The 13,715-nt window shown below is 70.2% G+C and carries 13 protein-coding genes; 4 read left to right on the top strand and 9 right to left on the bottom strand.

Features of this window, described 5'->3' with window-relative positions:
* Positions 1–632: 632 nt before the first annotated feature.
* The 6 genes from ACFWPS_RS34660 to ACFWPS_RS34635 all read right to left on the bottom strand — a co-directional run bounded on the left by ACFWPS_RS34660 (position 633) and on the right by ACFWPS_RS34635 (position 8,262).
* Positions 633–1,784 carry an AI-2E family transporter gene (locus tag ACFWPS_RS34660; protein WP_383712566.1) on the bottom strand — a complete coding sequence of 384 codons (1,152 nt, stop codon included), beginning with the start codon at positions 1,782–1,784 and terminating at the stop codon, positions 633–635.
* 546 nt (positions 1,785–2,330) lie between these two features.
* Positions 2,331–3,410, bottom strand: coding sequence for a hypothetical protein (locus ACFWPS_RS34655; RefSeq protein ID WP_383712563.1), 1,080 nt, complete (start codon positions 3,408–3,410; stop codon positions 2,331–2,333).
* Positions 3,411–3,442: 32 nt separating this feature from the next.
* Complete coding sequence (locus ACFWPS_RS34650; RefSeq protein ID WP_383712560.1) at positions 3,443–5,176, bottom strand: thiamine pyrophosphate-dependent enzyme; 1,734 nt, start codon at positions 5,174–5,176, stop codon at positions 3,443–3,445.
* A 43-nt stretch (positions 5,177–5,219) separates the two neighbouring features.
* Positions 5,220–6,065: an alpha/beta hydrolase gene (locus ACFWPS_RS34645; protein WP_383712557.1), complete on the bottom strand. Its 846-nt coding sequence runs from the start codon at positions 6,063–6,065 to the stop codon at positions 5,220–5,222.
* Between the two features lie 270 nt (positions 6,066–6,335).
* The gene (locus tag ACFWPS_RS34640) at positions 6,336–7,529 is read right to left on the bottom strand and encodes a PucR family transcriptional regulator (protein ID WP_383712554.1); all 1,194 of its coding nucleotides are present in this window, start codon (positions 7,527–7,529) and stop codon (positions 6,336–6,338) included.
* A 232-nt stretch (positions 7,530–7,761) separates the two neighbouring features.
* A complete protein-coding gene (locus tag ACFWPS_RS34635; RefSeq protein ID WP_383712552.1) occupies positions 7,762–8,262 on the bottom strand; it encodes a hypothetical protein in 501 nt (166 codons plus the stop codon).
* A gap of 266 nt (positions 8,263–8,528) precedes the next feature.
* On the opposite strand from ACFWPS_RS34635, the gene ACFWPS_RS34630 reads away from it, so the two are divergent.
* A complete protein-coding gene (locus tag ACFWPS_RS34630) occupies positions 8,529–9,080 on the top strand; it encodes an HdeD family acid-resistance protein (RefSeq protein WP_383712549.1) in 552 nt (183 codons plus the stop codon).
* A gap of 167 nt (positions 9,081–9,247) precedes the next feature.
* Here ACFWPS_RS34630 and ACFWPS_RS34625 read toward each other — a convergent pair whose 3' ends face one another.
* The 3 genes from ACFWPS_RS34625 to ACFWPS_RS34615 form a co-directional block, all read right to left on the bottom strand.
* Complete coding sequence (locus ACFWPS_RS34625) at positions 9,248–10,456, bottom strand: PucR family transcriptional regulator (RefSeq protein ID WP_383712546.1); 1,209 nt, start codon at positions 10,454–10,456, stop codon at positions 9,248–9,250.
* 418 nt (positions 10,457–10,874) lie between these two features.
* Positions 10,875–11,072, bottom strand: coding sequence for a hypothetical protein (locus ACFWPS_RS34620; RefSeq protein WP_383712544.1), 198 nt, complete (start codon positions 11,070–11,072; stop codon positions 10,875–10,877).
* A gap of 672 nt (positions 11,073–11,744) precedes the next feature.
* The gene (locus ACFWPS_RS34615; protein WP_383712541.1) at positions 11,745–12,146 is read right to left on the bottom strand and encodes a hypothetical protein; all 402 of its coding nucleotides are present in this window, start codon (positions 12,144–12,146) and stop codon (positions 11,745–11,747) included.
* A 73-nt stretch (positions 12,147–12,219) separates the two neighbouring features.
* Here ACFWPS_RS34615 and ACFWPS_RS34610 point away from each other — a divergent pair, with 73 nt between their 5' ends.
* The 3 genes from ACFWPS_RS34610 (at position 12,220) to ACFWPS_RS34600 (ending at position 13,637) form a co-directional block, all read left to right on the top strand.
* Positions 12,220–12,786 carry a Uma2 family endonuclease gene (locus ACFWPS_RS34610; protein ID WP_383712539.1) on the top strand — a complete coding sequence of 189 codons (567 nt, stop codon included), beginning with the start codon at positions 12,220–12,222 and terminating at the stop codon, positions 12,784–12,786.
* Positions 12,787–12,989: 203 nt separating this feature from the next.
* Positions 12,990–13,196 (top strand): hypothetical protein, encoded by a 207-nt coding sequence (locus ACFWPS_RS34605; protein WP_383712536.1) that lies wholly within the window; start codon positions 12,990–12,992, stop codon positions 13,194–13,196.
* 105 nt (positions 13,197–13,301) lie between these two features.
* A complete protein-coding gene (locus ACFWPS_RS34600) occupies positions 13,302–13,637 on the top strand; it encodes a deoxyxylulose-5-phosphate synthase (protein WP_383712533.1) in 336 nt (111 codons plus the stop codon).
* The last annotated feature ends 78 nt before the right edge of the window (positions 13,638–13,715 follow it).

Genomic DNA, 13,715 nt, shown 5'->3' with positions numbered 1-13,715 from the left:
TGGTGTGTTTTGCGACTTATTTGTGTGGTCGGCGGTGTCCGGGGGGGCGTGGTGGGGGCCGGCCGGTCGGGTGGGCGCCGCCGTCGTCGCAGCCGCCACGGCCGTCAGAATGCCGGCAGCGAACGTCGCGCCAAGACGCCTCGCGCGTTGTGCTCGCATGATGGATACGCCCCCTTCCTTCCGTCGTCACGCGCGGCTCTCGGCGGCACGAGAAGGATGGCCGCAGCCGCGGAGCACGCCCCGCATCCAAGATCCCGCTGTGCTGGACCGGCCGATCAGGTGCGCACTCCCAGAGTTCGGCCTTCTTTCAGTACGTCTGAAACGTCCTTTTGGATTGCCTCCAGGCGGACCGCTGCACGTTCACCCCGTGCCAGCCGCGCTCGTGGGAACAGCAGGCGCGGCTGTCGCCGACCCAGTCGCACTCGGCGAGAGACCGAATGCGACGCACGGGACTTCGGAGCGCCGGCGCACTGCCGCACAGTGAGCATCCTCCGGTCGGCTGTGGACGGAGGCCCGGATGCCAGGCCCCTCCGACCAACCAAGATCAGACGTTAGACGTGACACACCCCCCTTTATGGCCGGGACCATCCGCCTGAGCAAGATCGTGCCGACCTGTCGATCAAGGTGCTGATTCAGCACTTCATGACCTTGGGCCGAGGGTTTTCGTGCGTCGTCGTGAGGCTGTCCTGCCGACGGGTTCGCAGCGCCGGGACAGTGATGGCCTTGATGGCAGCGGCGATTGGGATCGCCATCAGCGCGCCGATGAGTCCAAGTAGCGTTCCGCCGATGAGCGCCGCGAGCAGCACGGCGAGGGCCGACATCTGCACCGCGTTGCGCAACACCCTCGGTGCGATGAGGTAGTTCTCCAGCTGCTGGTAGACGACGAAGAACACTGCGACGACGATGGTGTTCGGCCACAGGTCGGTGGTGGCCAGGGCGGCGACGATGCAGACCACGGCGCCAAGTGTCGCGCCGATCATCGGGAGCAGGTCGGTCAGTGCGACGAAGACCGCCAGCGGAACCGCGAACGGCACTTGTAGGGCAGTCAGAGCGACGAACGTGGCGACTCCGGCGATCGCCGAGATGGCGAAATTTCCGATCATGTATGAGCCGACCTTGTCGGCGACGACGGCAACGGCGGCGTCGGCCTTGCGGCGGTGCCGTTGCGGGAAGGCGGCGACCAGCCCCTTCCGTATCCGGGGCAGGTCGAGCATGAAATAGATGGTCAGTACGCCCACGAGCAGGGCCGAGGATACGGCGCCCATCGCTCGCTGCCCATACGTCCAGGCGTTGTGTCCGGCTCGATCGAGCATTGTCCTGGCCCATGCCGTGATGTGCTCCAGCAGGTGGAAGCGGTCGTCCAGCCGGGCGAGGGCCGGTGACTGCCTGCGCAGATGCGCCAGGTAGCCGGGGAAGTCGGAGGTGAGGCCCGTGCCCTGGCTCAGCAGCGGGGGAAGAGACGCCCACAGGAACAGAGCAGTCAGGGCGAGCGTCGTGAGGAAGATGATGGCGACCGCGTGCCCGCGTCGGGCTCCGCGCCCGACCATCCAGCGTACGGGCGGATCCAGGCTGATGGCGAGGAACAGCCCGATGACTGCCTTGATCAGTACCGAACGTACGCTGTACAGCGTCATGGCGGCCACGGCAACCGCCGCGACGCCCCCTGCCGCTGCGACGGCCCAGCCGAACACGGTCAGCCGTGACACCGGCGTCCGGCCGGTCCTTTGATCGCTTTGATCGCCGTCGGCGGGTGCCTCGGATATTCGTCGCCCGTCTGTCTGCATGCGAACCCTCTCAGCCCACGTCGAAACCCCCACGACCCGAACGGCGGGGCAGCGGGCACCTTGCCCGGTTCGTGCCCGGGGGCGGACGTTGTCGCGCTCCTTGCGATATCAGTGGGGAAACTCATCCTCAGCAGCTCGGAGGAGATCGCGCTCGTGGCCAACGACATCTACCCGGCTGAACCAGGCTGACATCCACGGCTGACATCCACGGGGCCGGACGGCGGCAATCAGCGGCACCCTTGGACGACCGCCGGACCAGCCGTCGACGGCCCCAGAGGGGGGCGTAGATCGAACTCCCAAATCGGGAGTCGCAGGTTCGAATCCTGCCGGGGGCACAGAGAAATACCTGGTCAGAGGCCATTCCGTCCGGCGGGCGGGAGGGCCCGGGGCTGCTTCCGGTTCTTCGGGGGCGGCCTGGTCCTCTCCTCGTACCGGCGGCCGAGTCGCAGTTGCCTGTCCGGCCGGGCCGGCCCCATAGGTGATCCGGGTCGCCCCATGCCGTCGACCAGCGTGTGGAGGAGGGCGGGTCAGGATTCGGCGTACCCGCTACCGGGCGTGCCACTCCCTCGCGCTGGCCGCGTAGACCGTGCGGCGGGCGCGGTTGAGGTTGCCGAGGGGGCGGAACTCCGCCGGGGCGTGCCAGGGGTTGAAGGCGAGGGTGTCGACGCGCTCGCGGGTGGCCCGGCCGTTCGGGTCCAGGGTGTTCTGGGCGGGAATCGTCAGGGTGGCCACGGCGAGCCAGGGCGAGTCGCTTTCTTTCCATTCGACCGCCCCGTCCTCGATCGGTGTCAGCCTCTCGCTGACGTACTTCTGGATGTGCAGGGCGAACCGGACCGACGCGTCGCTCAGCCGGGCGGCGAAGTCGGCCTGGAGGCCGTCGGCCGGGTCCGGCGGCGGGGTCGATGCCGGGACGGGACCGTCGTGTGGACTGAGTGGGCCGAGTGGACTGAGGCGGAACCTGACGGGGCCTGTGGCGCCCCACAGGACGGCCCCGCGGCTCCAGTAGGACTCCAGGGCCAGGCCGGGCGAGGGGCGGTTGGCCTGCCTGAGATTACGGAGAACGCGGGCGGTCTCCGAAGGGCCCAACTTGGCCAACATCCGAGGCAGGACCAGGGGTTTGGGACCGGCGCCGATCCTGGCGATCTCCACGAACTGGGTGGCGTCGCGGGCGTGGGAGACCGGGTAGCTGGTCATGAGGAGGTCGTGTTCACCGCCACCGGGGAGGGTCAGCTTCAGTGCCGCGCCGCGGAGGTCGGGGCTGCCGTCGGGCCGAACGGTGCCGCTGGCGTTGGACAGCCGGACGACGGCCGGCAGCCGGGCTCCGGCGGTGAAGTCTCCGGCCCAGAGGTCGGAGGGCAGATCGGTCCGGAACGCGAGTTCGGCGTTGTCCACTCCGACGACGATCTTGGCGTGGAACGTGCGGCGGGAGACCTGCGAGCCGGATTTCCGCTTGTTCGTCCGCTGGACGCCGACGACGACGTCCGCCAGGTCACGGAAGTGGGCCTCTTCGGCCTCCGGTGAGCCGCCGTGATAGATCTCGCGCCAGCCGCCGGGCGTCGCGTCCGGTGCGTCCGGTGCGTCCGGTGCGTCCGGTGCGTCCGGTGGGGAGTCGTGGGTGTCTGTCATGGTGCGTCTTCCTCCGTCGGCGGTGCGGCCGTTCAGACGATCCGGGCGTTGTGCGTGGCGGTGTCGATGACGTCGTCGAGGCGGCCGGCGAGGATCTGCCGTGCCGCGCTGAGTGTGAATCCGGCGGCTGTGCCGGCGGGGACATGGGCGGGGACGGCGAGGGCGTAGGGGTCGACGAGGACGTCGACGACGACCGGGCCGCCGGTGTGGGCCAGCGCGGACGCGAGGCCGTCCGCCACGTCACCGGGGTCTTCGATGCGGATGCCCTTGGCGCCCATGGCCTCTGCGACGGCGGCGAAGTCCGGGTTGGCGAAGTCGGTCCCGAACGGGACGAAGCCGGCTTCCTGTTGCTCGATCTTGACGAAGTCCAGGCCGCTGTTGTTCAGCACGATGTGGACGACGGGCAGTCGGCGCTGTACCTCCGTGAGCAGGTCGCCGAGTGCGAGCATGGTGAACCCGCCGTCGCCGCACAGGGCGATCGTCTGCCGTCCGGGAAAGGCCAGTTGCGCCCCGAACGCGCCGGGCGAGGCGGTGGCCATCGACGCCCACGAGAACGATCCGAGCAGCCGCCGCTTCGGCCCGTACCTGATGTGCCGGGCCGCCCAGATGACGGGGGTGCCGGTGTCGGCGAAGAACAGCGCGTCGTCGGCGGCGAGGTCGCTGAGGACCGTGGCGAGGTACTCCGGCCTGATGGGTTTGATGCGCGGGCCTTTGTCCGTGTAGTGCCGCATCCTGCGGTGGAACCGTTCGGTCTCCTCCACACAGCGGGCGAGGAACCCGCCGTCGGGCTTCGGCTCGACCAGTGGCAGCAGCGCGGCCACGGTGGCCCGTACGTCGCCGGTGACGGCCAGGTCCACCGGTACGCGCCGGCCGAGCCGTTCCGGGTCGTGGTCCACCTGGATGATCCTGGTCCCGCCGTGCGGCAGGAAGCTGCTGAACGGGAAGTCGGTGCCGAGCATCAGCAGCACGTCCGCGTGCTGGAGCGCGTGATGGCAGCCGCCGTAGCCGAGGAGACCGGTCATCCCGACGGCGTTCGCGTTGTCGTGTTCGAGGAACTGCTTGCCCTTGAGGGAGTAGCCGACCGGTGCGCCCAGCTTTCCGGCCAGCGCCGTCACCTCCGCGTGCGCCCCGGCACAGCCCTGGCCGCCGAAGACCGCCACCGTGCCCGCCTCGTTGATCAGCCCGGCCATGGCGGTGAGGTCCTCCGCTCCGGCCGGCGCGCGTACCGGTCGGGGCAGCCGGATCTCGTAGCGGTCCTTCGGCGCGTGCGCCGCCGCGACGTCACCGGGCAGTGCGACGACGGCGGGGCCGCCCCGGGTCACCGCGGCCGTCACCGCGGAGGTCACGACGGTGCGGAGCTGGCCGGGATTGACCAGCCGGCCCACGTAGACCGCCGCGGAGGCGAAGAACCGGTACGGGTTCAGCTCCTCGACGGTCTCGCTGTCCATCAGTCCGGTTTCGGTGTCGCCGGCCAGGACGATGACGGGCACCTTCTCCTTCAGGGCGTCCAGCATGCCGTTGATCAGGTGTGCCACTCCTGGGCCTGCCGTCCCGCACACGGCTACCGGATGCCCCGTCAGTTTCGCCTCCGCGACCGCGGCGAAGACGCCGAACTCCTCGTTGCGCACGTGCACGAAGTCGACCTGGCCATTGCGGCGCATCGCGTCGACCACCGGGTTCAGTGCGTCGCCGACGATGCCGTAGCAGCGTCGTACGCCCGCGCTGACCAGCATCTCCCACAGGCCGTCGGCCACCGTCTTCGACATCTCGGGTGTCGTCTCCGTTCTCAGCCGGTCTCGTCGGATCGGGTCAGCAGGTTTCGCCGGGCGTGGCGTCGAGGACTCCGGCGCGCGGGCTCAGTGCCCAGTCGAGGGCGAAGTCGGCGACGGCCTCCCAGCCGGGCTCGCCGCAGGTGAAGTGGTCGCGGCCGTCGAAGACGGTGTGGGCGGTGACCGCCGTCGAATGCTTCGCGTTCTTCTCGTAGTTCTGCCGCTGGACGACCGGGGGCAGGATGTGGTCGCTGCCGCCGGAGACGAACAGCAGCGGCGCCCGGTCGCCGTCGGCGAAGTCGAAGGTCGTGGCCGCGTGCGGGGTGACGGCCGCGAGGCCGCCCTGGAAGAGGATGCGGGCCGGCGTCGGCACGGCGTAACGGTCGTAGGCCTGCCGGGAGGCGTCCTCGTCCAGGGTGTTGGTGAAGGCGTAGTGGAACTGCTCGGCCGTCAGGGGGACGGCCCGGTGTGCGTTCGCCGGGTTCTTCAGGACCGGCAGGACCGAGCGGAGCTCCGAGAACGGCATCGCGTTCACGCCCTTGACCGCGGCGCCGTCGATCGACACTCCGGCCGCCCCGAGCCCGGCGCCCACCAGGAGCTGGGCGAACGTCCCGCCGAACGAGTGCCCCATGATGATCGGCGGGGAGTCGAGTTTCCCGATGACGGCGGTGAGATGATCCAGTACCTCGCGCACCCCGACACCGGCTATCGCCGAGGCGTCCTCGCGGAGCGCCGCCACCCCGGCCTCCCCCGGCTCGATCCCGGGGTATCCGGGCGTGAGCACGGTGAAGCCCCGCTCCTCGTACCGGGCCGCCCAGTGCTCCCAGGCGAGCGGTGTCATCCACAGGCCGTGGATCAGGACGATGGTGTTCGGTGCGGAAGTCATGCCCGCATCCCTCCCTCGCTACGGCAGCCGTCAGGGCGGACGCCCGGCCGGTTCTGTCCTGCCGCCGTCAGCGTTACACCGCTCGCACTGTGCACGGGGCCAAGGATTCGACCGGCTGTTGTGCACGGCAACAACCCCTGACGGCGGGGAAGTCGAGGATGCCGACCGCGAGCGGTGCCGGGGCGCGTCGTCGTCCGGCACCGGCCGCCCTGAGCCTGTTCCGAGGCCGGGCCGGGCCCCGTCGGTGCACCCGGCGGCCCCCGCCGACTCTCACTCGGGCCGGGCCAGGGTGTCGCCGCCTGTCGTGTCCCTCCAGACGACGGCCAGCCGGGCAAGTTCGCGGTGTGCGTGCCTGTCGAGGTCGAGGCCGGTCAGCTTCTCGATCCGGTTGATGCGGTAGAGCAGGGTGTTGCGGTGGGCCGGGAGCGCTGCCGCTGCCGCGGTCCGGTTGAAGCCGTGCGCGGCCAGGCACCGCAGCGTCTGCGACAACGTCCCGGAGGGGTCCTCGGCGTCCAGTCGGCCGAGGACCCGCCGCACGATGTCCTCGGCCAGCCGGGGGGAGTTCGCGAGCATGAGCTCCGTCAGGAAGTCGTCAGGGCGGATCCGTCCCCGACGTCCGGCCCGGCCCGCCAGGGTGACCAGGTCGTGCAGGTTGCCCACCGCTTCCGCGAGCCCGGCGGCGCCGGTGGCCGACTCGGCGGCGAGGACCAGCGCGCTGTCGGCGAGGAAGCCCGCCCAGTCGAAGCCCGGACCGGTCAGCCCGGCGACGCGGTGCCCCTGTGTGCAGGCGAGTGCGCCCGCAGACCGCAGACGCGCCGCCAGGCCGGCGTGCGCGGCGGCCGAGCCGCCGTCGATCGCGGCGACGAACGGGCAGTGGGGGCCGGCGAGTTCGAAGCCCAGCCGCTCCGCCCGGTCGAGGTCCTCGATGGTCGTCGCCGACCGGGCGCAGATCCGGGCGAACAGCGTCGCCGCCCGGGAGTCGCCGTCGGCGGACGGCAGGTCCCGCTGGTCGGCGAACGCCCGCGTGACGGTCGTCAGGGCGATGTCGAGGAACGCCCACGGCACCTCCAGGTGAGGCGGCGGCCAGGCACCGCCCTCGGGCGGGCCGGCCTCCGTCACGCTGCTCCGCACCGCCCGCGCCGCACCGCAGCAGGCACGGATCGCGTCCTCGGCAGCGAGGCCGTGCCGCGCCGCCTCGCGCGCCGCCTCGTACAGGTCCGACAGCACGTCCCCGCCGGGCTCCTGTCCGCTCAGCAGCCAGTTCCTGAGCAGTTCCAGGCTTCGGCGGATGATGTCCTCCATTGCTCCCGCCTGGGAACCACGGCCAGGTATTCGTCCGGCCGGGGTGTCGCTCAGATCGCGGGCCAACTGCCGTGCCAGCGCCTCGCTGTCGAGGTCGTGGAGTACGCCGCGCAGCCGGCCGGCCGCCGCGAGCCCGACGTCGGCCCGGGGCGTGGCGTACATGGCTGTTACCTTCCAGATGCTCGGTGCGGACCGGTTCTCGCCGGTGCATGGGGGGCCGTCCACGCACGGGCAGCCGGTGGCGACCGACGCACAGGGATGGCCGGTGCGGCAGGTGCGTCCGGGCGGCCGACGACGACCGGTGAGCGGGGTGGCCGCTGCCATGGTCACCGTCGGCACCGGTGGGATCGGTCTCAACGTCATCCAGGGCGCGCGGATCGCGGGCGCGAGACCGCTACAGCAAGTCCGGCGGCGGGAGCAGGAAGTTCCATGCGCTCAGCACCCCGCTGACGAACGCCACGAGCGAGGCGGGCAGCAACAGGTAGAGCCCGGCGGGCCTGCCGGACGCCAGGACGGCTCCGCCGGCCACGAACAGCAGCATGACGACGATGCTGGTGTCACGGCGGTCGAAGAGGCCGGTCAGTCGCTTGTCGGCGGTGACCGGAGCGCGCCTGCGTCGCCCGATGGCCAGCAGGCTCAGGCCCCCGGCCAGCCCGGCGGTCATGAGCTCGGCGCCCAGGGCCCGGTCGGCCTGGCGGGGCACCAGCAGAATCGTCGCCATGACCAGCGGCGCAAGGAACAGCACGAGGGTCTGCGCCGCGATCGCGCGCAGCACCGGGTGCCCGGCGATCCGGTTGGCGTTGAGGGACACCGCGACGAACAACAGGCCGGTGAGGGCACCGCTGGCCCCTCCGGTCATCACGGCGAAGCTTTCCCAGTCAACGGGACCGGCCATGTCCTCGCACTCCCCGTGTAGGCAACTGGAACAGGTCTTTCCGGACAGCTTCCGCGACGCTCGGGCACTGCCCCGGCGGCCACTTCCCGCGGGGGCCGCGCCGGGACCGCGGCCGGTGTCCGGCGCGTGACGGGCTCCGGTGCAGGATCCCCTCCGAACGCGCGTTCTGTCCGCTCCATTCAACGCCCTTCCGCCCTGTGCGGGGGCACGAAGGCCCGGTGGCTTTTTGGGAGTTCGCCCAACGGGAGCGCCGATAGCTTCGCGGCATGAACAAAAGCCCCGTCGCCCGCCTGGGCGGTTCCTGGACCTGGCATCTGCTCTACGGGCTGGTCTCGATCGTCATCGGCGTCATATCCCTGGCGTGGCCCGGTCCGACCCTCGTCGTACTCGCCGTGGTCCTCGGTGCTCAGCTGATCGCCACCGGGGTCTTCCGGCTGGTGGGATCGGCGAGCCTGGGGGAGACCGGTACCGCCCGCACCCTCACCGCGGTCCTCGGCGTGGTGAGCCTGCTGCTCGGGCTGTACGCGATCCGGCACGTCCTGATCACGGTGCTCGCACTGGGCCTACTGCTCGGCGTCTACTGGATCGTGGACGGTTTCACCGCCGTGTTCGCGGCGGTCGACCATCCCGGCCTGCCCGGACGAGCGTGGAACGTCTTCATCGGGCTGCTCGGTGTCCTGGCCGGCCTGACGCTGCTGGTCTGGCCGGGGCTGTCGCTGCTGACGCTGTCCTTCCTGGCCGGGCTTTGGCTGATCATGCTCGGCGCCATGCAGCTCGGCCTGGCCCGCCGGATCCGGGGCATCGCCCGACCGGCCTGACTCCATCCGCCGCGGGGTCGGTCCTCCGCGCGGCCTTCGACTTCGGTCACGGTCCCGGACCGGTTGCGCCACGGCGGTTTCTGCGACCCGGAACCCGCACTGATCAGCGGCCGGCTCACTTCGGCCGATCGGTCTTCCCGGTCGGGTCCCCCGTGGAGAGACGGGACCTAGTCGAAGACGTCCGACCGCCCCGAGGCCGACTGCAGGGCCGGGACGACGGTTTCCCAGGTGACAGCGAGCAGCACGAGGGTGCGGTCCCGCTGGTCCTTGAGCGACAGACCGGTCAGCTTCTCGATCCGGCCCATCCGGTACAGGAGCGTGTTGCGGTGCACCGGCAGCGCGGCCGCTGCCGCCGTGCTGTCGAAGCCGTGGACGGCGAGGCATCGCAGAGTGTCCGCCAGATCCACGGCTTCGGCCCGCTCGAGCGGACCGAAGACCCGCCGGACGATCCGGTCGGAGGCTTCCGGGGAGTCGGCCAGCAGCAGTTCGGGCAGGTAGTCGTCGGCGCGTACCCGGCCCCGGCGTCCGGACCGGGCCGCGATCGCGAGCAACGCGCGCAGGCCGTCGACCGCCGCGCCGAGCCGGTCGCGGGCGACTGGCGGGTCCTGGGCCAGGATCAGCCGCGGGTCTTCGAGAAACGCCGCCCAGCCGAACCCGGGCGGTGTCAGCCCGGCCACCCGGACCCCCTCGGTGAACGCGAGCGCCCCTGCCGTACGCAGCCGCGAGGCGAGATCGGCTTGCCCGGTGACCGTGGCCCCGGCCAGTAGGGCGGCGAAGGGGCGGTACGGTTCCGCCAGCTCGAACCCGAGCCGGGCGGCCCGGTCCCGGTCCTCGATCGTGACCGGCAGCCGCGCGCACAACCGGTCGAACAGGGCCCGGGCGCGCCGGTCACCGGCCGTGGACGGCACGTCCTGCTGGTCGGCGTACGCCCGCGCGAACACGTCCACGACCAGATCGAGGTAGTCCTCCAGACAGCCCCAGACGGTGTCCCACTCCGCGACGAGCACCGCCCGGTCCTCGTCGGTCGCCAGGTCGAGCAGCGCCTCCCAGAACATCCGCGCACCACGTCGGTAGACCAGGATGCTGTCCTCGATCGGCTGGCCGGCGACAGCGCGGACGCGCAGGAACTCATGCAGTTCGGACCGGAGGTAACTGTCCGGCGGGGTCCCGTTGATCATCCAGCGCAGTACGAGGTCGACGTTCCAGCGCACCACGGCCGTACGGTCCACCGGCCACTCGAAGCCGGTGTAGGCCGGCAACCGGCCGAACCCGGCCTCCATCCGGCGCACCACGACGCCGACGTCGAAGCGCTCCAGAACACGCCGCAGTTCACCACCGCCTGCCGCACCCGCACCGGACGGGGGAAGCCCATTCACGGACCCGATCCTTCCACACCCGTGCGCCCGTCCTGGCCCTCGATACCTGAGCGCTCCGGGCCCCGTCGAGCCCCCTGACGCCGTCGAACGACTCCCCAACCAGTTCGTGGTTCACGAAGCCATCGACTCCCCTGCCGACGACCTGGCCGCCGAGCATTTGTCGGGGAAGGGCCCGCCGGCACGGGCTCAGCACCCATGAGGCCGGGAAGCGCCGTGAACACGCGAGAACTACGGAGGAGTGTTTCCCCAGGTCAGACACCTCAACGTCGAAGTTTTTGCAGGTCACAGCCCCGTCCAGGGAAAACTCCTAAAGCGGGTGTCGCAGGTTCGAATCCTGCCGGGGGCACAACAGAACGCCTGTTCAGAGGCCCTTCCGTCCGACGGGTGAAAGGGCCTTTGCGAGGGCCTGATGCGGGCTTCACTGAAGCCTCGCCACCAGGGCTACCACGGGCAGCTGATCCTGAGCAGCGGCGATCTTGAGGAGATGGGCGAGTTGGGACACACGCAGCGGTCCGCCCTGCGGGGCCGTGAAGAGCAACTGCTCGTCTCCCCGCCCCTGGACGTGGGGCTTCAACTCCTCGGCCAGGAACTGGGGGCGGTACGGGCCGACGCTCATGGATCTTGGCGGTGTCGAGGTAGAGCCTGCCGTTGTCCTCGGCGTACGCCTCGCCCCAGCGCAGGCCGATGCAGGCCAGCAACAGGACGAACACCCGTTCGCCGCCCGACGCGTCGGCCAGCGCGTCGACAAGGTCCAGTGGCGTGGTGCCCCACTTGGGGATCACGTGGACGTCGAGAACGCCGCGGTAGCGGGCCCGGGTGGAGCGCCTGAGGTGGATCTGCGCGGCCGGCCAGGGCTCCGCAGCGTCTGCGAACTTCACGCGCGCGGCGGCGGGATCGCGGTAAGAGCCATCGTGGAGGCGGAACTCCATCCGGGTCCGCTCCGCATCGGCATCGACCTTGCGGGTGAAGGTCCTCATCTTCGGCTTGCCATCGGGGTCGTACCAGCGAACGCGGAAGCGCCCTGGCGGCGTACGGCGCACGCTCTCACCGCCTTCGACCTCATGGCGACCGAGCCAGCCATCGACGACGCACGGACCGTACTCGACTGGATCACTCGCACCAGTCGCGCTCGGTTCAAGGCCAGGGACGTCGCCCCCTGCAGACCGGGCGAACCAAGTCCAGGGGCGCCACTCCGCGGTCACTTACCGAGTTCACCCATCGCACATCGCCCTCTGGGCGAACGCCGCAGTGCTTCATGGGCACGAACCGGCGGTCGGGCTCAGGGAGATCACGCGGCGCTGCCTTGCACCGGGCGGCATGGACGGTCGTCCAGAACGATGGTCGTGACCTCGCTGTCATCGGGTCGATTCAGCGTGGCGTTCTCGATAGCCAGGTGAGTTCGTGAGTACACCGCGCTTGCCAGGGCCCACGTCACCATGTCGGTATCGGGCCCGTGATCATCGAGAACTTCCCGGGTAGTGACCAGAACCGCGAGCAGGGAGCGGCCGGAGACGAACGTCTCGATCCGCCCGTCTTCGAGGTCGGTGATTCGGTCCGGCAGGCGAAAGTGCTGGTGCCGGGAGGTCTGCTCAAGCAGGAATGCCCACGTGTCCTTGTGGCAGATCAGTCTTGCTCTGGGATCGCTGGTCGGATGCCGGCCGACGTGGAGGGGCGTGAGCGGGATCAGCATGCCGGGCGGATGGCAGACAGTACGCTGAACCCAGCGGGATCGGGCCCGCAGCACAGCGTCCGGGAGGTGCTTCATGACGGCCGAGATGGTGGCCCCGGCGTGGATGCATGAGCAGATCACGGCGGAAGAGTACGAGTCCTGGTCCGACGAGCAGTGCGCCGGCATCGAGATCGTGGACGGGATGGTCGTCGTGAGTCCGAGCGCGTCCAAGCGGCACAATCGGCTGGCCCGTATTCTGGCGAACGCCCTGGATGCCGCCGCGGGCCCGGAGTGGAACGCCGACACGGACTTCGACGTCCGGCTCCAGGACGTCCCGCTCACCAATCGGCGACCGGACGTCGTCGTGTACCGCGCAGACACGATCGACATCACCCCCACCCGCCCCGAGCACGTGCTACTGGTCGCGGAAGTGGTGTCGCCGGGTTCGGAGACCACCGACCGGATTGTGAAGGTCGACCAGTACGCCAAGGCGGGCATCGGCTTCTACTGGCGGATCGAGCAGGCCGCGACAGGCGTCCCTCTCGTGTACACCTACGTTCTCGACCCCGCGACGAAGACCTACCGGGACGGAGACGTGTTCACCGGCGTCCTCAAGGTAGTGGCCCCGTTCCCGGTGGAGATCGACCTCGGGCAGGTCTGACCTGGCGCTGCTCAGCAGCCGACAGCGCGTGAGCGATGCGTGAGCGGACGTTCCGGCACAGGGCGGCATGAGCCGGATCAAGTGCCGGGGGCACAGAGGAACACCTGGTCACAGCTTCCGTCCATCGGACGGGAGGGCCTTCGTACTCGTAGCACACATATGGCACACATGCGGCTGCGGGCACAGGTGGGGAGCTGTGCGAGATGCCCGCGAAGGACGAGCTGGCCCGGCGCCGGTACGAGAAGCTGGTCGACCGCTTGGAGGGCCTGATGCGGGCTTCACTGAAGCCTCGCCACCAGGGCTACCACGGGCAGCTGATCCTGAGCAGCGGCGATCTTGAGGAGATGGGCGAGTTGGCCGCCGGGGATACTGCTGACGCCGTCGACGCAGAACTCCGAGGCGGCGCGTAGAAGCGAACTACGGTCGGCCGTCACCACCCCAGCTTTACCGAAGAGCCAGTACAGCAGGTCGGAAATCTGTCGAGCCCGCCACCGTAGTGGCTCTACCCTTCCCGCATGGCCCATGCCAAGACCTCGTACGTCTGCCTGCCCTGCCGGGCCTCGTACAAGCAGCCCTACCCCGGCTACCACGACCACGACCGGGTCTGTCCACGCTGCGCCGAACCACTGATCCACGTCGGCTCCGCCTTCGCTGCACCCAAGAGACGGGACACCGCCGCCTGGCGCACCCTCTCCGTACTGCTGCACGCCGGCGTGCGCTTCCACAAGAGCTGCTGCGGCGGCCCCGGCTACCGCCCACGCACCCTCAGCGAGGTGCGCGAACGGATGGCCTACGCCCGGGCCACCGGAGAACCGTTCGCTCAGGCGCTGGTCCGCCGACACCTGCCCTAGCAGCCAGAAAGCAGGGGGCGTTCCGCCGCGCGCCGAAGCGACCCGGGTGTGGCTCTCCTGAAGTGAGCTCGCTGATCG

The organism is Streptomyces sp. NPDC058457 (assembly GCF_042720695.1).
Lineage (GTDB): Bacteria > Actinomycetota > Actinomycetes > Streptomycetales > Streptomycetaceae > Streptomyces.
This window is presented reverse-complemented; position numbering and strand designations above follow the sequence as displayed.